General features: G+C 66.0%; 19 protein-coding genes. 14 read left to right on the top strand and 5 right to left on the bottom strand.

Features of this window, described 5'->3' with window-relative positions; all coding sequences use genetic code 11:
* The first annotated feature begins 156 nt into the window (after positions 1-156).
* The 5 genes from AC6HZP_RS12040 (at position 157) to AC6HZP_RS12020 (ending at position 7214) form a co-directional block, all read left to right on the top strand.
* Positions 157-945: a ThuA domain-containing protein gene (locus AC6HZP_RS12040; RefSeq protein WP_201403777.1), complete on the top strand. Its 789-nt coding sequence runs from the start codon at positions 157-159 to the stop codon at positions 943-945.
* A 186-nt stretch (positions 946-1131) separates the two neighbouring features.
* Positions 1132-2178, top strand: a complete 1047-nt coding sequence (locus AC6HZP_RS12035; protein ID WP_497523071.1) for a Gfo/Idh/MocA family protein — start codon at positions 1132-1134, stop codon at positions 2176-2178.
* A gap of 332 nt (positions 2179-2510) precedes the next feature.
* Positions 2511-3545 carry a DUF1254 domain-containing protein gene (locus AC6HZP_RS12030; RefSeq protein ID WP_201403775.1) on the top strand — a complete coding sequence of 345 codons (1035 nt, stop codon included), beginning with the start codon at positions 2511-2513 and terminating at the stop codon, positions 3543-3545.
* 184 nt (positions 3546-3729) lie between these two features.
* Positions 3730-4728: an alpha/beta hydrolase family protein gene (locus tag AC6HZP_RS12025; RefSeq protein WP_497523070.1), complete on the top strand. Its 999-nt coding sequence runs from the start codon at positions 3730-3732 to the stop codon at positions 4726-4728.
* A 662-nt stretch (positions 4729-5390) separates the two neighbouring features.
* Positions 5391-7214, top strand: coding sequence for an ABC transporter ATP-binding protein (locus AC6HZP_RS12020; RefSeq protein ID WP_497523069.1), 1824 nt, complete (start codon positions 5391-5393; stop codon positions 7212-7214).
* Between the two features lie 48 nt (positions 7215-7262).
* Here the strand turns inward: AC6HZP_RS12020 and AC6HZP_RS12015 are convergent, their stop codons facing one another.
* Positions 7263-7697: a YbaN family protein gene (locus AC6HZP_RS12015; RefSeq protein ID WP_497523068.1), complete on the bottom strand. Its 435-nt coding sequence runs from the start codon at positions 7695-7697 to the stop codon at positions 7263-7265.
* 300 nt (positions 7698-7997) lie between these two features.
* Here AC6HZP_RS12015 and yghX point away from each other — a divergent pair, with 300 nt between their 5' ends.
* The gene (gene yghX, locus AC6HZP_RS12010; protein WP_497523067.1) at positions 7998-8885 is read left to right on the top strand and encodes a YghX family hydrolase; all 888 of its coding nucleotides are present in this window, start codon (positions 7998-8000) and stop codon (positions 8883-8885) included.
* A gap of 60 nt (positions 8886-8945) precedes the next feature.
* Here the strand turns inward: yghX and AC6HZP_RS12005 are convergent, their stop codons facing one another.
* Positions 8946-11399, bottom strand: coding sequence for an arylsulfatase (locus AC6HZP_RS12005; RefSeq protein WP_497526795.1), 2454 nt, complete (start codon positions 11397-11399; stop codon positions 8946-8948).
* A gap of 313 nt (positions 11400-11712) precedes the next feature.
* Here AC6HZP_RS12005 and AC6HZP_RS12000 point away from each other — a divergent pair, with 313 nt between their 5' ends.
* The 5 genes from AC6HZP_RS12000 (at position 11713) to AC6HZP_RS11980 (ending at position 14326) form a co-directional block, all read left to right on the top strand.
* Positions 11713-11940, top strand: a complete 228-nt coding sequence (locus AC6HZP_RS12000; protein ID WP_201403770.1) for a GDCCVxC domain-containing (seleno)protein — start codon at positions 11713-11715, stop codon at positions 11938-11940.
* Between the two features lie 221 nt (positions 11941-12161).
* Positions 12162-12635: a VOC family protein gene (locus AC6HZP_RS11995; protein ID WP_497526794.1), complete on the top strand. Its 474-nt coding sequence runs from the start codon at positions 12162-12164 to the stop codon at positions 12633-12635.
* Positions 12636-12710: 75 nt separating this feature from the next.
* Complete coding sequence (locus tag AC6HZP_RS11990; protein WP_497523066.1) at positions 12711-13334, top strand: DJ-1/PfpI family protein; 624 nt, start codon at positions 12711-12713, stop codon at positions 13332-13334.
* Positions 13331-13819: a MarR family winged helix-turn-helix transcriptional regulator gene (locus AC6HZP_RS11985; protein ID WP_497523065.1), complete on the top strand. Its 489-nt coding sequence runs from the start codon at positions 13331-13333 to the stop codon at positions 13817-13819. The genes AC6HZP_RS11990 and AC6HZP_RS11985 overlap by 4 nt, the downstream gene beginning before the upstream one ends.
* Positions 13820-13837: 18 nt before the next feature.
* Positions 13838-14326 carry a YciI family protein gene (locus AC6HZP_RS11980; protein WP_497523064.1) on the top strand — a complete coding sequence of 163 codons (489 nt, stop codon included), beginning with the start codon at positions 13838-13840 and terminating at the stop codon, positions 14324-14326.
* Between the two features lie 18 nt (positions 14327-14344).
* Here the strand turns inward: AC6HZP_RS11980 and rsgA are convergent, their stop codons facing one another.
* Together rsgA and AC6HZP_RS11970 are read right to left on the bottom strand one after the other, a co-directional pair.
* Entirely contained in the window at positions 14345-15316 is a 972-nt protein-coding gene (gene rsgA, locus AC6HZP_RS11975; protein WP_497526793.1) for a ribosome small subunit-dependent GTPase A, read from the bottom strand.
* Positions 15317-15579: 263 nt separating this feature from the next.
* Positions 15580-16575, bottom strand: coding sequence for a glycosyltransferase (locus AC6HZP_RS11970; protein WP_497523063.1), 996 nt, complete (start codon positions 16573-16575; stop codon positions 15580-15582).
* A 349-nt stretch (positions 16576-16924) separates the two neighbouring features.
* Between AC6HZP_RS11970 and AC6HZP_RS11965 the strand changes: the two genes are divergently transcribed.
* Complete coding sequence (locus AC6HZP_RS11965; protein WP_497523062.1) at positions 16925-18142, top strand: polysaccharide pyruvyl transferase family protein; 1218 nt, start codon at positions 16925-16927, stop codon at positions 18140-18142.
* Here AC6HZP_RS11965 and AC6HZP_RS11960 read toward each other — a convergent pair.
* Positions 18139-18834, bottom strand: a complete 696-nt coding sequence (locus AC6HZP_RS11960; RefSeq protein ID WP_497523061.1) for a GntR family transcriptional regulator — start codon at positions 18832-18834, stop codon at positions 18139-18141. The two genes, AC6HZP_RS11965 and AC6HZP_RS11960, sit on opposite strands and share 4 nt — an antisense overlap.
* A 104-nt stretch (positions 18835-18938) precedes the next feature.
* On the opposite strand from AC6HZP_RS11960, the gene AC6HZP_RS11955 reads away from it, so the two are divergent.
* Together AC6HZP_RS11955 and mobA are read left to right on the top strand one after the other, a co-directional pair.
* Positions 18939-20177 (top strand): benzoate/H(+) symporter BenE family transporter, encoded by a 1239-nt coding sequence (locus tag AC6HZP_RS11955; RefSeq protein ID WP_201403763.1) that lies wholly within the window; start codon positions 18939-18941, stop codon positions 20175-20177.
* On the top strand, positions 20174-20788 hold the full coding sequence (mobA, locus tag AC6HZP_RS11950) for a molybdenum cofactor guanylyltransferase MobA (protein WP_497523060.1): 615 nt from the start codon (positions 20174-20176) through the stop codon (positions 20786-20788). The genes AC6HZP_RS11955 and mobA overlap by 4 nt, the downstream gene beginning before the upstream one ends.
* Positions 20789-20863 lie beyond the last annotated feature (75 nt).

Genomic DNA, 20863 nt, shown 5'->3' with positions numbered 1-20863 from the left:
AGATGCACGATAGAGTGTGCCGGTCTACGATCCAAAGCGCTTTGGACGAATGCCGGTCACCGACGTGTCGCATTCGTTCGGCAATCAACACACCTCACACCCGTGCCGCGCGGGACAGGATTTTGCGGTCAGGTAACGTCTAGGGAGACCATGGTCATGACGATCCGCGTTGTTGTCTGGGGCGAAAACGTCCACGAGCAGGAGAATGAAGTTGTCCGGAAGATCTATCCGGAAGGCATGCACACCACGATCGCCAAAGGTCTCTCCGAAGATCCCGTCCTGAAGGTAACGACTGCGACGCTGCAGGAGGCCGAGCACGGCCTGACCGAAGAGCGCCTGGCCGAGACCGACGTCCTGTTCTGGTGGGGCCACAAGGCGCATGGCGAGGTTTCCGACGCCGTGGTCGAGCGAGTCGCCAAGCGCGTCTGGGAAGGCATGGGCCTGATCGTCCTGCACTCCGGCCACTTCTCGAAGATCTTCAAGCGCCTGATGGGCACGCCCTGCTCGCTGAAGTGGCGCGAGGCCGGCGAGCTCGAGCGCGTCTGGGTGATCAACCGCAACCACCAGATCGCCCAGGGTCTCTCGGACTATTTCGAGATCGAGCAGACCGAGATGTATGGCGAGCCCTTCACGGTTCCGGAGCCGCAGGAGACGGTCTTCGTCACCTGGTACGAAGGCGGCGAAGTGTTCCGCTCGGGCCTGACCTGGCAGCGCGGCGGCGGCAAGATCTTCTATTTCTCGCCCGGCCACGAGACGTATCCGATCTACTACAACACGGACGTCAAGCAGGTCCTGAAGAACGCCGCCAAGTGGGCCTACAACCCCGCCCCCGCCTGGGCCGGCATCGAGAAGGCCCCGAATACCCCGGCCGACAAGGCGCCGAACGGTCCGCTCACCATCAAGGGCGAGACCCTGCACAAGCGCGGCGAGGAAGGCTTCCGCTAGTCGACTGACGATCGACGCCCAGTCCTGGGCGTCCCGAACCCTCGAGGCCCCGGCCTTCGAGGGTTCGGCTTTTCAAGTCGAGGTTTCGCGGGCAGGCCCGCGGAGCCCCGCCCTTCTCTCCCCCCGCCTTCGCCTTCCGGGACCCGCTCCCGCCAGCCGCCCCTCCATCCAGACAAGAGCTTCAACATGGTCAAGCTTCTCATCCTCGGGACCGGCAACATGGCCAACAGCCATGCGACCGCCTTCAAGGCCGTTCCCGGCGTCACCCTCGTCGCCGCCGTCGAAATCGACCCGGCCCGCCGCGCCGCCTTCGGCAAGGAACACGGCATCGCCAACCTGTTCGGCAGCCTCGAGGAGGCGATCACCTGGGGCCAGTTCGACGCCGCCGCCAATGTCACGCCGGATGCCGTCCACTACGACACGACGATGAAGCTGCTCGCCGCCGGCAAGCACGTCTTCTGCGAGAAGCCGCTGGCGACCGACTACGCGCACGCCATCGAAATGGCCGAGGCCGCCGAGGCCAAGGGCGTCATCAACATGGTCAACCTGACCTACCGCAACTCGCCCGCGCTGCAGAAGGCGCGCGAGCTGGTGGCTTCAGGCAAGATCGGCAAAATCCGCCACGTCGAGGCCTCCTATCTGCAGAGCTGGCTGGTCGGCAAGCAGTGGGGCGACTGGCGCACGGAATCGCGCTGGCTCTGGCGCCTGTCGGAAGAGCACGGCTCGAAGGGCGTGCTCGGCGACGTCGGCGTCCATATCGTCGACTTCGCCTCGTTCGGCGCCGATAGCGACATCAGCACCGTCGAGAGCCGCCTGAAGACCTTCCACAAGGCCGAAGGCGACCAGATCGGCGAATACAAGCTCGACGCCAATGATTCGGTGATCATGATGGCGGAGTTCGCCAATGGCGCGCTCGGCACCATCACGGCGACCCGCTTCGCCACCGGCCACGCCAACGACCTGACGCTGCTGCTGTTCGGCACCGAGGGCGCGCTCGAGGTGAAGACCGACGGCAAGGCCTCCTCGCTCCGGATCTGCACCGGCGCCGACATCGACACCCAGACCTGGAAGCCGGTCGAGTGCCCGCCCGTCGTCACGACCTACGAGCGCTTCGCCAAGGCGGTCCAGACCGGCGTCAACGGCGATCCGAGCTTCCGCCGCGCCGCCGAGATCCAGCGCATCCTCGATCTCTGCTTCGACCAGGACGTCGCGCGCGGCAAGAAGATCGGCTGACAGCCCGACGCTCCTTTCGAAAAGTAGCATCGGCCCGGCTCGTCCGGGCCGATTGCGTTTTGGCAACGCGTCTACGGACGGCTTCTCTACTGGCGCCTGATTTTCAAAGGACGAAAGATTCGCTGTTCCATCGGAATGCGCTCGCCATCCCGATCCCGATGACTTTCTCTCGAAGGGCGTGAGCCGCGCCGGGCTGTTTTATGCCAGTCATCTTAGGGGTCTAGCCCTCGTGAAGGGTCCGGTTGAGGGCGGCATTTGAGTTGCGCTCAACCGAGCCTTGTGGAAGGGTCCGGCACGGCTCCGCAGCACAATCTCCAATGAAGAGGTAGTTCATGTTTCGCTCGGTTGGAATCGGTCTCGTATTGGCTTCCGTTGCACTGGCGAGCGGAGCCTCCGCGCAGGCGCAAAGCGGCAAATCTCTGGTCACCACGGACAATTTCGTCCGCGCGGAGACCGACAATTACCTCGCGATGAATGCGAAGGTCGTCGGCGGGCTGGGCAAGTTCCAGCATTCCCGCGAGCCGGCTTCGATCGACAACCAGACCGTCATTCGCATGAACCGCGATACGCTCTATTCGTTCGGGGTGTTTGATCTCGCCGGCGGCCCGGTGACGCTGACCCTGCCGGACTCGGGCGACCGCTACATGTCGATGATGATCGTCGACGAGGACCACTACGTGCCGATCGTCGCCCACGGCAAGGAGACGGTCACGCTGGCGCAGGAATCGTTCGGCACCCGATATGCCTTCGTGGCGGTCCGGACCCTGGTCGATCCCAACGACCCCAAGGATATCGAGGCGGTCCACAAGCTTCAGGATGCGATCACGGTCAGCCAGAAGGACGCCGGAAAGCTCGAGCTGCCGGACTGGGATCAGGACAGCCTCACCGAAATCCGCAACGGGCTGCTCACGCTGGCAAAGTACCAGCCGTCGTTTCACGGCGCCTTCGGAACGCGGGATCAGGTCGATCCCGTCCAGCACCTGATCGGCACGGCCGCGGGCTGGGGCGGCCTTCCCGACAGCGAAGCCAACTACCAGAGCTTCACGCCCGCGAAGAACGACGGCAAGACGGTCTACACCATCAACGTGCCGAAGGACGTGCCGGTGCAGGCCTTCTGGTCGGTCAGCGTCTACAACGAAAAGGGCTTCTTCGAGAAGAACGACCACAACGCCTATTCGATCAACGGCATCACCGCGGCGAAGAATGCGGACGGTTCGGTGACGATCCAGTTCGGCGGCTGCGACGGCAAGATTGCGAACTGCCTGCCGATCGTTGAGGGCTGGAACTATACCGCGCGGCTCTATCGTCCGGAGCAGCCCATCCTCAGCGGCGAATGGACCTTCCCGGCCGCAAATCCCCTCGACTGAGTCTGGTAGACTTACCTTTCGACGGGGAGACCTCTCCCCGTCGCAAATGGGCCGAGGGGGAGCATCCAAAGATGCTCTCCTTTGCGCAGGGATATGAGCGGGTCGTCGTCACCAAGGCTTCAGGATGAGCGTTTCAACAAAGTTGGCGACACTGCTTGGGACGGTCGCCCTTGCGATCGCGACGATGCAGTCTGCGCGCGCCGAGGATGGCGTCGGCGTTCGTCAGATCACGGCGCCATCCGAACAGCGCGGCACAAACCTTGATGTGACGGTCTGGTATCCGGCGCAGCCGGGCGGCGAGGCCGTCACGCTCGGCGACAGCCCGTTGTTCGCGGGCGCCTCCGCCATGCACGATGCGCCGATCACGGCCGGAAAATACCCGCTCATCCTGCTCTCGCATGGTGCCGGCCTCGCCGGTAATCCGCAGGCCCTGAGCTGGCTTGCAGCGCCCTTGGCCAAACACGGCTTCATCGTCGCGGCCCCCGCCCACCCGGGCAATTCGGGGCCCAACCGGTCCGCCCTTGAAACCATGAAACTCTGGCTGCGCCCTTCCGATCTCAGCGAAACGCTGAACGCCCTGGAAGGTGCCAACGCTTTCCAGGACCATCTCATCCCGGGCAAGATTGGCGTCCTCGGCCTCTCCATGGGCGGCACCACCGCGTTCGCCATCGCCGGGGCGCGCCTCGATGAAAAGCTCCTCGCCGGCTATTGCGACACGGATCAGCTCAATGCGTCGCTATGCGGCTGGATCCGGCAATCCGGCGTGGATCTCCACGCCATGGATCTCAAGGCCGCCGGCCGCGACAACCGCGACGATCGCATCCGCTTCGCCATGGCGATCGACCCGGCCCCTGCGGATGTCTTCGCGTTCAAAAGCTTTGCCGGCATTTCGATCCCGATGGAGATCGTCAATCTCGGCCGCGCGGAAAACATTCCCGCGACGGCGCAGGCCTCCGGCATCGCCAGGGCCATTCCGCATGCCGAATACCGGCTGATCGAGGATGCGAGCCATTTCAGCATGTTCGGCGAATGCAAGCCGGGCGCCGCGAAGATCCTCGCCGCCGAGGAGATCGACGAGCCGCTTTGCGCCGACGGCGACGGCCGATCCCGCGCCGAGATCCACCGGCAATTGATCGACATGACGACCGCCGCCTTCGATCGCGCCCTGAAGGGCGGCGCATAGTTCAGAAACGGAGCCGGCTGACCTGGCTCCGCCGTCATCCCGGCGAAGGCCGGGATCCATGCCCACCGGCTCATGGCGGGAAGAACTGGGCATTCTTGACCCGAATGTTCCTGGCCGGTGTTTATGGGCCCCGGCCTTCGCCGGGGCGACGGAGCTCTGCGGCTAGGCCGCGGGCTGCATGGCCACGTTTCGGCGCTCTGTGAAGGTTTCCCCATGGGAGAGGTGAAGGGGCAGCTCGGTTCGAGCCGGCTTGAGCCATCCTGTATCCGCACGACGGCGGCCTGCCCCCATCCCCCGCTCCCCGCTGTTGCCGCGTCGCCACAACCGGCGGAGGTATGCGCGCTGCGAGCCGCGCGCTCTTGGCACCAGCAAGCAACGCGGTTATAAACGACCTCTCTTCAACTCCGAACGCGGGGGGATTTGCATGGCATCGCTGCATTTGATCGTCGCCCCGGTGGTTCTCGTCGCGGGATCATCCCGCGCCTAGTTCGGACGTTCAGCGGCTTCCTCCCCGGTTCGAAACCGGGGTCCTCCGAAGCCCGCCGCCCCGAGTTTCCAAGACCTAACCGCGGATCTCCGTGCATCGACCGCACGTCGTCCGCCGCCTCTTCATCTCATTTTTCAGGACCGGATGGCGTCTTCGGCGCGTCCGGATAGCCATCATGACTCGATTCAGATTTCCCCGTTTCCGCATCCGATGGCGCACCGGCGCCTTCGCCGAGGTTCTCGGATTCACCTTCGCGCACTGGCGCAAGCAGCCCTGGCTGATCGCCGGCCTCGCGGCCGCCATGCTGACGGCGACCATGGCCGACGTGCTGCTGCCGCTCTATGCCGGCCGCCTGGTCGACGCCATCGCTAGCGACGGCGGCGACCGCGACGCGGCGCTTTCCGCCGCGCTCTCAGCCTTTGGCGCGCTGATGGCGCTCGGCGTCGGCATGATGGCGCTGCGCCATCTGGCCTTCCTCGGCATCATCCGGCTGACGCTCAACATGATGACGGCGATCGCGGCCGACGCGTTCCACCGGGTGCAGCGCTTCTCCACCAACTGGCACGCCAATTCCTTCGCCGGCTCGACCGTGCGCAAGATCACACGCGGCATGTGGGCGCTCGACCTTTTGAACGACACGCTGCTGCTGGCGCTGCTGCCGTCGCTGGCCATGCTGGTCGGCACCACCATCCTGCTCGGCTCCTACTGGCCGGTGATGGGGCTGATCGTCGCCACCGGCTCGATCCTCTACATCGGCATGACGGTGGCGCTGTCGCTCGGCTATGTCGCGCCGGCGGCGAGCCTCGCCAACCAGTGGGACACCAAGCTCGGCGGCGCGCTCGCCGACGCGGTGTCCTGCAACGCCGTCGTCAAGGCGTTCGGCGCCGAGGACCGCGAGGATGCGCGGCTTTCGCGCGTCGTCGCCAAATGGCGCTCGCGCACGTCGCGCACCTGGATCCGCGGCACCAACAACGGCACGGCGCAGGGCGTGCTGCTGGTGCTTTTGCGCGGCGCCATCATCGGCACCGTGCTGATCCTCTGGTGGCACGGCCAGGCGACAGCCGGCGACGTCACCTTCGTCCTCACCTCCTACTTCCTGCTGCAGGGCTATCTGCGCGATGTCGGCGTGCATATCCGCAATCTGCAGCGCTCGGTGAACGACATGGAGGAACTGGTCGCCCTGCACGCGCAGCCGCTCGGCATCGAGGATAAGCCCGACGCCAAGACGATGCGCATCGGCGCCGGCGAGATCCGCTTCGACGACGTCACCTTCCACTATGCGAGCCATGAAACGCCGCTCTACAAGGACTTCGACGTCACCATCAAAGCGGGCGAGAAGGTCGGCCTGGTCGGCCATTCCGGCTCGGGCAAGACGACCTTCGTCAAGCTGATCCAGCGTCTCTACGATGTCACCGACGGCCGCATCGTGATCGACGGGCAGGACATCGCCCATGTCACGCAGTCGTCGCTCAGAGGCGAGATCGCGATCGTCCAGCAGGAGCCGATCCTGTTCCACCGCTCGCTGGCGGAGAACATCGCCTATGCCCGGCCGGGCGCGTCGCTCTCCGAGATCATCTCGGCGGCGAAGCTCGCCAACGCGCATGATTTCATCGAGCGGCTGCCGCAGGGCTACCAGACGCTGGTCGGCGAGCGCGGCGTCAAGCTCTCGGGCGGCGAACGCCAGCGCGTGGCGCTCGCCCGCGCCTTCCTGGCCGACGCGCCGATCCTGATCCTCGACGAGGCGACGTCGAGCCTCGATTCGGAATCGGAGGCGCTGATCCAGGAGGCGATGGAGCGACTGATGGAAGGGCGCACGGCGATCATCATCGCCCACCGCCTGTCGACGGTGCGGGCGCTCGACCGCCTGCTCGTCTTCGATCGCGGCCGGATCGCCGAGGAAGGCACGCACGAGCAGCTGGTGCGCCTCGACAACGGCATCTACCGCAAGCTGTTCGAGCGGCAGGCGCTGGACCTCGCCAAGGGCCTCGCGGCGGCCTGACGACAAGAATGCGGGCCGGCGGCATCTCGCCGCCGGTCCGCGCCATGACTATTCCGACACGGCCGGCTGCGCCGCCGGGCCCTCCGGGCGCGTGACGATCCAGAGCGCACATCCCAGCATCACGAGCGCGACGAACGCCGCCAGCAGCCAGCTCGGCGCGGCGGAAACGTAGAACACGACATAGCCGAGCGCGATGCCGCCGCACGCCATCCACTTGGCGCGGCGCGGGATCGCGCCATGCGCCCGCCAGGCGCGCAGTGTACCGCCAAAGCGCGGATGATCGAGCATCCATGCCTCGAGCCGGGGCGAGGACCGGCCGAACGCCCAGGCGGCGAGAATCAGGAAGATCGTCGTCGGCATGACCGGCAGGAAGGCACCGATGATGCCGAGCGCCAGGAAGACGAATCCGAGCGCGATGAACCCTGCCCGCCGGCCAAGATGGAGAGCGGAGCGATAGCGCGCTCCGGCTCGCGGTTCCGGCATAGGTGACGCCTCCGGCAGTTGGTTTCGTTCCCCTCCCCGCCTCTTTCGGCGGGAGGGCCTCTGCGCACCGCCGGCAGGCGGCGACGACGAGCCGATGGAATAGAGCCGCCGGCGCCGAGCGCCAAGGAAAACCTGGAACGATCCTCCGATACGGCTGCGCGAACCGGCCGCAGGGCGGCCCTGTTGCGCCGCCCATCTTGCGTCCGGTTCGGCGATTAGGACTGCCCTCCGGCGCCCGGTCGTTGTTAAAGCGTCCCATCCTGCAACGGGGCGCCAGCCCCTTATGCAACGAGGCATGTCATGACCCGACTGACCGCTAAGGATTTCCACCCCGACCTGCTCGAGCTCTACGACTTCTACGCACATGGCCGGATCACCAAGCGCGAATTCCTCGACCGCGCCGCGAAATTCGCCGTCGGCGGCGTCACCGCCGCCGGGATCCTCGCCTCGATGAGCCCCAACTACGCCCTCGCCGACCAGGTATCGAAGACCGATCCCGACATCGTCGCCGAGTACATCACCTACCCATCGCTGGACGGCAATGGCGAGGTCCGCGCCTATTACGTGCGCCCGGCCAAGATCGCGGGCAAGCGGCCCGGCGTCGTCGTCGTGCACGAGAACCGGGGCCTGAACCCCTATATCGAGGACGTCGCCCGCCGCGTCGCCAAGGCCGGCTTCATCGCGCTGGCCCCGGATGGCCTGACCTCGAAGGGCGGCTATCCCGGCAATGACGAGAAGGGCGTCGAGCTGCAGAAGCAGGTCGATCCCGAGAAGCTGATGAACGACTTCTTCGCCGCGGTCGAGTTCCTGATGAAGAGCGACGCCACCACCGGCAAGGTCGGCATCGTCGGCTTCTGCTATGGTGGCGGCGTCGCCAACGCGGCCGCCGTCGCCTTCCCGGAACTCGCCGCCGCCGTGCCCTTCTACGGCCGCCAGCCGCAGGCGGCGGACGTGCCGAAGATCAAGGCGCCGCTCCTCCTCCACTATGCCGAGCTCGACAAGAACATCGATGCCGGCTGGCCCGCCTATGAGGCGGCGCTGAAGGCCAACAACAAGGTCTACGGGGCCTATATCTATCCAGGCGTCAATCACGGCTTCCATAACGACACGACGCCACGCTACGACCAGGCGGCGGCCGAACTCGCCTGGAAGCGGACGATCGACTGGTTCAACAAATACCTGTCGTGAAAGAAGGCCGCCGCCCCGGCTCGGGCGGCGGCCTCACGGCTTCGGGCAGTCGATCCGCCCCTAATCCCTCGCCCGCGCCAGCTTCGTCCGCGCCGCCGCCTGCTCGGCGGCGCCGAGCTGAGTCGGGCCGAGCTTGAAGGTGATGCGGTCCAGCTTGCCGGTGAAGGCGAAGGGCAGCTGGTAGTCGCTGTCCTCGACCCCGCTTCGCGTATCGACGCCGACGTCGAAGGTCTCGTCGATCGTCATCAGGAACGGCATGGAGTGCGGGATCGCCTGCCGGGCGACCTCCTGGTCGTCGACCTTGAGCACGCCCGTGCCGCCCTTGCCGGCGCCGGGGCCGTCATAGGTGAAATCGAACACGACCGTGTGCTTGCCGGGCGTCAGCGCGTCGTTGCCGGCCCAGCGGAAGCGCTGGAGCGCCAGTAGGTTGTACAGGAAGACCGGCTTGCCCTTGACCAGATAGAGGCCATAACCGCCGAACCGGCCGCCCATCGTCGCCAGCATGCCCTCCGCCCCACCCTGCGGGATCTCGACCTCGGCGGTGATGGTGTAGGACTTGGTCAGCAGATCCGGCGCGGCGCTGGGCGGAATGCCGGAGACGCGCCCGGCATAGGTGAAGCTGTTCCGCCCGGCCGTGGCGCTCGGACGCGGCGCAAGAAGCCGCTGCACGATCGAATTGTCGAGCGGGAAGACGTTGTATTTCGATGCCTCGACCAGGAACAGGTCCTTCAGCTCCTGCAGCTTCTGAGGGTTGCTCGCGGCGACATCGTTGTTCTGCGAATAGTCGTCCGTGATGTTGTAGAGCTCCCAGTTATAGCCGCTGATCACGTCCGGCATCTTGGCGAGCCCGAGCAGCCAGGGCGGCTGCGGCGGCGTCGTCGAGGCGATCCAGCCGTCGTGGTAGATCGCGCGGTCGCCGAACATTTCGAAATATTGGGTGGTGCGGGCCGAGGGCACGTCCTTGCTCGACTTGTCCCAGCTATAGCTCATGCTGACGCCCTCGATCGGGCGCTGGCCGATGCCGTTGACGGTGACCGGCGCGCGCACGCCCGTCGCCTCCAGGATCGTCGGCACGATGTCGATCATATGGTGGAACTGGGTGCGGATGCCGCCGGCGTCGCGGATGCGGGCGGGCCAGGCCATCGCCATGCCCTGCCGCGTGCCGCCGAAATGCGAGGCGATCTGCTTGGTCCATTTGAACGGTGTGTCGAAGGCCCAGGACCAGGCGACCGACATGTGCGGCGTCGTCTGGTCGGAGCCCCAGACATCGTAGAACTTGAGCTGGTCCTTGACCGGAATGTCGATGCCCTGGATCGCGGCGAGGTCGAACGGCGTGCCGAGCGTCGAGCCCTCCGCGCTCGTGCCGTTGTCGCCCTCGATATAGATGATCAGCGTGTTGTCGAGCTTGCCCTGGTCCTCGACCTCCTGGATCACCCGGCCGATCTCGTGATCGGTATAGGCGACATAGGCGGCATAGACCTCGGCCTGGCGGGCGAACATCTTCTTCTCGTCGGCGGAAAGCGTATCCCATTTCGGCAGGCTGTCCGGCCAGGGCGTCAGCGCCGTGTTCTCCGGAATGACGCCGAGCCGTTTCTGGTTGGCGAAGATCTCGTCGCGCATGGCGTTCCAGCCCATGTCGAACTTGCCCTTGAACTTGGCGATCCATTCGGGCGTCGGCTGGTGCGGCGCGTGCGTGCCGCCGGGAACGAAATAGAGGAAGAACGGCTGGTCCGGCGCCGAGGCGCTGGTCTGCCTCAGATAATCGATCGCGTTGTCGGCGAGATCGGTCGTCAGATTGTAGCCGGGATGGCCGATCCACGGGAAAACCTGGGTCGTGTTCTGGAACAGATAGGGCGTCCACTGGTTGGTCTCGCCGCCCATGAAGCCATAGAAATACTCGAAACCCATGCCGACCGGCCATTGGTCGAACGGACCGGAGAGGCTGTACTGGAAGCTCGGCGTGTTGTGTTCCTTGCCGAACCACGAGGTCTTGTAGCCGTTCTCCTTGAGGATCTCGCTGATCGTCGCGTTCTCCGGTCCGATGACGGAATCATAGCCCGGGAAGCCGGTCGACTGCTCGGTGATGACGCCGAAGCCGGCCGAGTGGTGGTTGCGACCGGTGATCAGCGCGGCCCGGGTCGGCGAGCAGAGCGCGGTCGAATGAAACTGGGTGTAGCGCAGCCCCGCCTGGGCGACACGATCGAGCGCCGGCGTCGGAATGACGCCGCCAAACGTGCCGGAAACGCCATAGCCGGCATCGTCCGTCATGATCAGCAGGATGTTGGGCGCGCCGGCCGGCGGCACCACCCTCGGCGGCCAGAACGGCTTCGAGTTCGTGGCGTCGAGATTGATCACGCCCCCGAAGGGCAACGGCGGCGGCGGTATCGTGTTGCCGTCGATCGTCTGCGTCGCGCTCGGCGATCCCGGCGTTCCGGTGATCGTCTGCGCATCGGCCGTGACGATGGAGAGACCGGAAGACAGCATCAGAAGGGACAAAAATCGGCTGGAAAGCATGTGTCGCGTGGAATGCATGGAGCATCTCCTGCAAACAGGCCCGATTATTCATCATGATAAGAACTATGGAGAACGAACTATATTCACTCTGTTGCTTGTTACCGCGATAAAGACGGCCACAATACCCAAACTCGGCATGCGCCTCAATTCTTGAAGAATCGAGGGAAAGCACGATTTTGTTACACTCGGATCGGCCGAGGGGCAGACTATTCGGAAACAGGATGGCATGCTGGACGACATGCTTCCCGCTCGGCCGGAGAATCCTGGCCAGCTAGGGAAGATGCGCGCGACGAACTAACGGACGGGGGAATTCTTGCAGCCTGAGCTTCGCTCCACGATCACATGCCCGCATTGCGGTCACGGCAAGGTCGAGGAAATGCCGACCGACGCCTGCCAGTTCTTCTACGAATGCGAGGCCTGCCATACGCTGCTGCGCCCGAAGGCCGGAGATTGCTGCGTCTTCTGCTCCTACGGCTCGGTGCCCTGCCCGCCAATCCAGCTCGAGCGCCAGGGCGGCGGCGAGGCCTGCTGCGGTCGCTGACACGGCAGGCGACGTTCCCGACCGCCTGCCGACAATGGGCGGACCGCTTGCCGAGCCGCCCGCGACCCACTGGGCAAAGTCGCTCCGACACGACCTATCCGGCGTCGCCGGCGGAACCGCCCGTCGTGGAGCCGCATTCTTAGAATTCGTGCAGCATCCTGCCCGCGGACGGGAAGACATTTCGCAATTGGGCTCAAAAAGCGAAAGGACACGCGATGGCGATTGCCAAAAACACGATCTGCGTCTGGTACGACAAGGACGCCGAGGCGGCGGCCCGCTTCTATGCCGAGACGTTTCCCGACAGCTCGGTCGGCGCCATCCAGCGCGCCCCCACCGACTTCCCGTCCGGCAAGGCGGGCGACGTTCTGGTCGTCGAGTTCACCGTCGCCGGCATTCCCTGCATCGGCCTGAATGGCGGCCCCGCCTTCAAGCAGAGCGAAGCCTTCTCGTTCCAGATCGCCACCGACGACCAGGCGGAGACCGACCGCTACTGGAACGCCATCGTCGGCAATGGCGGCCAGGAAAGCGCCTGCGGCTGGTGCAAGGACAAGTGGGGCATCTCCTGGCAGATCACCCCGCGCGTGCTGACCGAGGCGATGGCCGCCGGCGGCGAGGAAGCCAAGCGCGCCTTCACCGCCATGATGGACATGGGCAAGATCGACGTCGCCGCGATCGAGGCCGCCCGAAGGGAGTGAGCAGCGCCCTCGCCTGACATTGACAGCACGCTGACAATTCGTCAGCATGCTGTCAAATTGTTCGGGAGATCGGCCATGACCCAGGAAACCGTGCACGTCGCGATCTATGACACGATGGCGGATTGGGAGTCCGGCTATGCGATCGCGCATATCCGCTCGCCCGAGTTCCAGAAGACGCCCGGCCGCTATCAGGTGAAGACCGTCGGCCGGTCGCTCGATCCGGTCACCAGCAAGGGCGGGATGCGGTTGTTGCCGGACCTCCCACTCGACGAGCTGGAGCCCGAAGCGAGCCGGATGCTGATCCTGCCGGGCGCCGACATCGCCATGGCGGGCGGCATCGACGATTTCGCCGAAATGGCGGGGCGCTTTCTCGGGGCGCATGTTCCGGTCGCCGCCATCTGCGGCGCGACGGCGGCGCTGGCGCGGCAGGGATTGCTGGACGAGCGGCCGCATACCAGCAACGCCAAGGTGTTTCTGGAAATGACGGGCTATCGGGGCGGCGCGCACTATCAGGAGCAGCTCGCGGTCACCTCCGGCGATCTGATCACCGCCAGCGGCATCGCGCCGATCCCCTTCGCCGCCGAGATCTTTCGCAAGCTCGCCCTCTATGACGAGGCGACGCTGAATTCCTGGCTGAAGCTGTATCGGGATCATGACCCGGCCGGCTTCTACGAGCTGATGGCGGAGACCGCGCCGTGATCGACGCGGAGATCGAGACCGAGATCAACGCCCAAATCAACGCCCAGGAGAAGCTGAGCTCGATGGCGCTGACGGTATTCGCGCTGAACGGGCTGTTCCTGACGGTCGCGGAGGAGCTCGCCGTACCGGCCGGGCTGACGGCGACACGCTGGCAGGTGCTCGGTGCCGTTCTGCACCAGCCGCTGACACAGGCCGAGATCGCGCGGCGGATGGGTATCACCCGGCAGAGCGTGCAGCGGACGGCGAACCAGCTGGTCGAGGACGGCATGCTGGCCGTGACGCCCAACCCCGCGCACCGCAAGGCCATGCTGCTGCATCCGACGGAAAAGGGTTTTGCCGCCATCCGCGCCATCCACCCCCAGCATGCCGCCTTCGCGGCACAGCTGAAGGCGGAGTTGGGCGACGAACGGATGCTGTGCCTCTCGGACGCGCTGATCGAACTCCGGGGCGTGATGGAAAGCCTCGTGCCGGCGGATCCGGAATAGCATCCCGGGAAATCGGCCGTGGTTCCTGCCCATGCCTTGGCGCCGGCGCCGACGGAAAGGGCGTTGGAAGAAACGGCCGGACACCTGTCGAAATCCGGTCCGGTCGTTCGTCACGATCGGGAAAGCCGGGCAATCGACCGGCGCAGGGACGATCCAGGAGGAACCATGGCGCAGTATCTGGTCGCTATTCACCATCCCGACGACTACGACCCGTTCGTCGCCGAAGACGCGGCCATGGACCGCGATATCGATGCGCTCAATGCCGAGATGCAGGCGGCGGGTGCCACGATCTTCGTCGGCGGCCTGAAGCCGGTGGCGAGTGCGAAGTCGCTTCGGGCCAAGGCCAATGGCGAGATCGTCGTTACCGACGGGCCCTACACGGAAGCCAAGGAACATGTCGGCGGCTTCTGGGTGTTGGAGGCCGCGAACCTGGACGAGGCGCTTGTCTGGGGTCGCAAGGCCGCGATCGCCTGCCGGGCCCCCGTCGAAGTGCGCGCGTTTCACTGACGCGTCGTGCTGGCGCCGTCAGCGGCGCTTGTTGCCCTTCGGGCCCTTCAGCACCGGCGTCTTGGCGCGGTTCTCGTCCTGCAGCTTGCGCCAGCGATCGAGCCGGTCCGGATCGAGCTGCCCCGCCTTGACCGCCGCCTGCACGGCGCAGCCGGGCTCGTGCTCGTGCGTGCAATCGCGGAAACGGCAGTTCGGCGCCAGTTCGGTGATCTCGGCGAAGAGCTGGTCGATGCCCTCGGCCGCGTCGCTCACATGCAGCGTCCGCATGCCGGGCGTATCGATCACCCAGCCGCCGCCGGCGATCCGGTGCAGCGAGCGCGAAGTGGTGGTGTGGCGGCCCTTGGCGTCGCTCTCGCGAATGCCGCCGGTCTGTTGCGGCGCGTCCTGATCGGGGCCGGCCAGCGTGTTCAGCAACGTCGACTTGCCGACGCCGGAGGAGCCGATCAGCGCCACCGTCCGCCCGGCCCCGCACCAAGGGGCGAGCGCCGCCGCCGCCTCGCCGCGGCGTCCGTCCAGCGTGACGCATTCGAGCCCGCGCTGCAGCGTCGCCACCTGGGCCGCATAGGTCCCGGCGTCCTCGACCGTATCGGCCTTGGTGAGCAGGATGACCGGATGGGTGCCGGCCTGGTTGGCGAGCGCCAGATAGCGCTCGAGCCGGGCGACGTTGAAATCGGCGTTGCAGGAGGTGACGATGAACAGCGTGTCGACATTGGCGGCGGTCAGCTGCGGCTGAGTACCGCCCTCGACCCGGCGCGACAGCAGCGTCCGCCGCTCCAGCCGGCGGCGGAGCAGATCCGTCCCCGGCTCGACCAGCACCCAGTCGCCGACCGCGTAGTCGCCCGTGTTGGTATGGACCGGAAGGACCAGCCGGACCGGACCGTCGACGGCGATGGCGCCCATCCGCGCCCGATGCACGGTCGCGATCCGCATCGGCACGAGGTCCGCCTCGTCGGCTTCGACCTGCTCGGCGAAAAAGTCGCTCCAGCCCATTTCGGCGAGCGACGAGGCGGCGACGTCGAGGGCTTCGATCAAGATCGGGGCCGAAGGCACGGCGGCGCGGACAGGAACATCATCGTGGGCGGCATCCTGGGTAACGGGCTGGTAACGGCAGGTTACCGGAAAACCCGTCGCGGAAACATGACCGAAGCGGAGCGAACGCATCCGCCCGCCCCGGGTCGCACGCTCTATAGGGCGGCCTCGGCGCCTCGCGCAAGCAGCGCCTCCGCCGGGGGTCGCTTCCGGTTCGCTCGGGTTCAGCCCAGGACTTCGCGCAGGATGCCGGCCAGCGTCCGCTGGTAGCATTCATTCGAGAAATGCGCGGCATAGAGGGCCAGTCCCGCCTCGTTCGGAACGTCAGGAAGTCTGGATAGCTCTTTCATCTGACGAGCGAATTCGTCCGCTCCGTCCGCGATCCGGACGGCTTCGTCTATGCCGGGAATGCGGGCGAAGGCCGACACAGCCATGGGCGTCGCTACGACATGTTTCCCCATCGCCAGCGCCTCGACCAGCTTGATGGAAGCACCGGTCCCGGCGGTCGTCGGCACGATGACCGCGCGGGAGGACGCATAGATTTCCGCGAGATCCGGCTGTTCTTCCAGCCAGATCTCCCTATGTGCCTCGAAGACGGAAGGCTGGTGCTGGCGGAACCAGGTGGCAATGCTGCCGACGATGCGGATCCGGAGCCCCTGCCCCGACAGCCGCGGCAGGACCTCGCTCGTAAACCATTGAATGCTCGTGATATTTCCGGCGTGGGCGTTGCCGACGAACAGGAAATCGATCGTCGCCGCGCCGTTCGGCCGGGTCGCCGCGAGATGGTTGCGGGACGTGGGCCGGTTGAGGAAATGGCGCCGGCCCGGCAGCAATTTGCGGAAATGTTCGACGTCATCCTCGCTGATATGGACCAGCGCATCCGCCTCGGCGCCGATCTTCGCCTCGTCGCGATGGAGCCTGTCGAGGTCGTCGACCTGTCGGGTGATCGGGTTGGGCAGACGACCGTGCCCATAGCGGTGGGCCTGGATATCGTGCGTCTCGAGAAGGATCTTCGGTCGCGGAAACCCGGCGGATTCCGCCGCTTTCGCGATCTTTTTCGCCGCTCCCATGTTGAAGGCGTGGTTCACATGCACGAGCGCCACGCCACGGGCCCGGATGCGCGCGAGCAGGCCGGCATCGATCCGCGACCGGCCCGCATAGCGCGACTCGATCGCCATCACCGTGTCTTTCCCCGCCAGGATCCAGTCCCAATAGGCCATCGAGGATCCGCGCCGGATCCGGCGACGGGATTGGTTCAGATAGATGTCGCGCCCGGGAATCTCCGAGAAGTCATCCCGGATCCTCCCCCAAACCGAGTTACGGTCCGTCCGTAAATCAGCATTGTGAGGGACGAATACAACTATAACGTCATATCCAGCATCAATATATGCTTTTGATTGTGCGAGGAATATACTGGAGCTGCCGGATCGCGGCCACGGCGCACAGATCATGACGACGAGAGGATTTGCCAATCCCGGTATCCCTCTTGCAACGACTCCAAACTTCTGACTCTCTAGTTTGGAATTCCTGTGATCAGCACGGTGAGACCTACGAATGCCCCGCAGAAGAGTGCTCACCTGGCTGTCGGACTGGATCGCCAGCCGGCCTCCGACGCTCTTCCTGATTCCGTCCGATCCCTGGAACCTTACGGGATCGATCGGCGACGCGGCAATGATCGCGGCCGTAACGGAAGTGTGCCGCACCCAGGCCGGGCTCGAGGTCACCGTCCTCACCTCCACCGATGCCGCCGATCAGGCCGCCCACCGCCTCGGCCTGAGAACGGTTCGCGTCGCCTGGGACAGCGAACAAGCGTTCTGGCCTCAGGTCGATCGCCAGATTCGAAAGAAACACGCGAAAGCGCTGCTCGTGCTCGGCGCCGACGTCCTGGATGGCGGCTATGGATCGGAGATGGCGAAGCGCATGTTGCGGATCGCCGATCTCGCCGCCTCCAGGAAGATCCCGACCGCCATTCTCGGCTTCAGCTTCAACAGCGCGCCAGCAGAGGACCTGCGGCCCGCATGGGCGAAACTGCATCCGGACGTCGTCATCCAGGTGCGGGACCAATCGTCCTTGCAGCGCTTCGAGGCATTCTCCGGCCGAAAAGGCACGCTGGTTGCCGATTGCGCGTTCCTGCTGAAGGAGAAGCCGGGGCAGGCGTCTGAAGCGGTCCGAGCATGGGCTGCGGGCAAGCGCCAACAGGGACGGCACGTGCTCGGCATCAACTTCCATCCCCAGCTCTTCAAGAAACGGGAGGATTTCCCGCGACTGGGTCGTTCGTTCGAGACCGTGCTCAGGAAGCTCGCGGCCGAGGACGGCACCGCTTTCGTCGTCATCCCGCATGACAATCGGGAGGACAGCGATAAGGTCGCGCTACGGGCCTTTGCCGCCGATCTCGATGAAACCCTGCGCGAGAACGTGCTGTTCGTCGGGGAGGATGTCGGCCCGGATGAAATCAAGGCGATCGTCTCGCATCTCGACGGCACCGTCACGGGACGCATGCATCTGGCGATCGCGACGCTCGGGATGGGCAGGCCGGCCGTCGCCCTGACCTACCAGGACAAGTTCGAAGGTCTGTTCGATCATTTCGACCTGCCGTCGTGGCTGCTCGTCACGCCGGAGGCGGCGGGAGAGCCTGAAGTCCTGCTGGCGCTGATCCGACGGTTCCGCGCCTCGCTTGGCGCGTTGACGAGCCAGGTTCAGGCGCACCTCCCCGCCGTGCAGCGGGCAGCGCGGCGCAATCTGGAGACGCTTGGATGGACTGCGGGCGACGCCGCGAGGCAGCCCTAGGCGCGACCGTCGGCCTTGCTGCCACCCCGCGACTTGAAGAACGCCTCCATCGAATCGCTCGCACGGCCGTGATGGCGGGCCAGGGTGGCGATCGCCCTCACCTCGTCGCGGGCGCGGCAGGCGGCGAGCATCTCGCGATGCTCGTCCTGGCCCATGTCGCCGACCGCCGCCAGATGAAAGCGCAGATAGCGATCGGCGGTTGCGAGATGCTGCTCCGTCAGCGCGATCAGGCGCGGCAGCCCGGCCTGCGAATAGAGCGTCATGTGGAAACGCCGGTTCAGTTCGCCCATCCGGCCGGGATCGGTCTCCTGATCGATTTCCGCCAGTAGCTCCTCGGCGAGATCGAAATCCTCCTCGGTCAGATGGGGTATCGACAGCCGCAGCGCCTGCGGCTCGAGCGCCGCGCGGATGGCATAGTTGTCCATGGCGTCCAGAAGCGTGATCTGGACGACGACGGCGCCGCGATGCGGCTCGAAATCGACGAGCGCCTGGGCTTCCAGCTGGCGCAGCGCCTCGCGGATGGGCATGCGGCTGACCTTGAAGGTCGCGGCCAGCTCCTCCTGCCGAAGCGGCGTACCGGGCGCGATCGTCCCGGAAAGGATCGCCTCGCGCAGGGTCGCCTCGACATATTCCGTCGCCGTGCGATAGCGCGGCGCGGCGGACTGGACCAGCTCCAACAAGGCTCCCGTCATGCCCGTCTGCTCTCCCCAAATGCCGGCAGGGTGCGTTCTGCCCTTGCCTGTCGATTGGATCCAATTTAACAATTCCTCCCTCGAATGCAATCAAGGCGATCCCGATGGATATCCGCGCCGAGGCGCCCGCCTCTCCTTTCAACGCGCCTGAACGCTCCCCTGCCGAGACGACCGGGACCAGCCCGTCCGTAGGCCTGACGCAGCCGATCGTGGCCGGCATCATGGCTGCCTTCGTCGGCTTCGCCGGCGTCTTCACGGTGGTGCTGCAGGGACTTGTCGCCGTCGGCGCCACGCAGGCGCAGGCGGCGTCCGGCCTGCTGGCGATCTGCGTCGCGCAGGGGCTGCTCTCGATATTCCTCAGCTGGCGCTACCGCATCCCCGTCAGCATCGCCTGGTCGACGCCCGGTTCGGTCCTCTTCGCCGCGACCGGCATCATCGAGGGCGGCTTCCCGGCCGCCGTCGGCGCCTTCATCCTCGCCGGCCTGCTCATCGTCGCCGCCGGATTGATCAAGCCGTTCGGCCGCCTCGTCTCGTCGATCCCCGCCGTCCTCGCCAGCGCCATGCTGGCCGGGATCCTGCTCGGCCTCTGTCTCGCGCCGGCGCGGGCCGTCGGGCTCGAGCCGGCGCTGGCCATTCCCGTCGTGGTGGTCTGGGCGCTCGTCGGCCGCATCCGGAAAATCTGGGCCGTGCCGGCGGCGGTCGCCACGGCCGTCGCGCTGATCGTCTGGACGGCGCCCACGGGCGGCTGGTCAATCGACCACATCACCCCCGACATCGCCTTTGTCTGGCCGGTCTTCACCCTGCAGGGGCTGGTCTCGCTGGCGATCCCGCTCTTCATCGTCACGATGGCGTCGCAGAACCTGCCGGGGATCGCGGTGATGAAGGCCAATGGCTACGAGCCGCCGGTCGGCCCGGTCTTCTTCGGGACGGGCGTCGCCAGCATGCTCGTGGCGCCGTTCGGCGGCCACACGCTCAATTTCGCCGCCCTGACGGCGGCAATGTGCGCCGGCCCCGACGCCCATCCCGAGCCGTCGCGCCGCTGGATCGCCTCGGTCTCGGCCGGCGCCTTCTACCTGCTGCTCGGCCTCGGCGCGACGCTCGCCGCGGCGCTTGTGACGGTGGCGCCGCCGGTGCTGATCCAGGCGGCGACCGGCCTCGCCCTGCTCGGCGCCTTCGCCGGAGCGCTGGCGGGCGCCATCTCCATTCCGGCGCACCGGGATGCGGCAATGGTGACCTTCGTCACGGCCGCCTCGGGGCTTTCCTTCTACGGCATCGGTGCGGCATTCTGGGGCCTGATCGCAGGCGGAGCCTTCATGCTCCTCAACAGAAACCGGAGCCGATGACAATCGCAGGCGTGATCCTCGCAGGAGGCAACTCGGTCCGGATGGGGCAGGACAAGTCGTTGGTGGAGCTCGGCGGCATCAGCCTGATCGAGCGGGTGATCGAGCGGTTCGCTCCCCAGGTCTCTCCCCTCGCGATCAATGCCAACGGCGATCCCTCCCGCTTTGCCGGCTACGGATTGCCCATCCTCGCCGATGACGAGCCGGATACGGGGCCCCTCGGCGGCATCCTGGCGGGGATGCGATGGGCCCAGTCATTGCCCGGGAAACCGGATTTCATTGCAACCGTCCCGGTCGACACGCCGTTCGTTCCGACCGATCTGGTAGCGAAGCTCGACGCCGGCCGTGACGGCCAATCCCGAATCGTCATTGCCGCTTCCGGCGATCGCGACCACCCCGTTGTCGGGCTTTGGCCCGTCGCGCTGGCCGACGCGCTCGCCGAGTGGCGCCTCACCGCGAAGAGCCATGGCGTGCGGGCGTTCATCGCCGCCAGCGGCTTCACCGTCGTCCATTTCCCGCAGCCCGAGCGCGGTCCGGATCCGTTTCTGAACGCCAACACGCCCGACGAGCTCGCCGCCGCCGCCGGATGGCTCGATCCTGTCCGGCCGGGCTGAGCGCGCCGCAGCAACGACGAGCAGTTGCAGCGTCCCTCCAAAAAATGGGAATATGTGGCAAGGCTGGAACGCTTG

The sequence above is a fragment of the Kaistia sp. SLG-1 genome, from assembly GCF_059699055.1.
The sequence above is the reverse complement of the archived record's forward strand: the minus strand, read 5'-3'. Positions and strand labels throughout refer to the sequence as shown.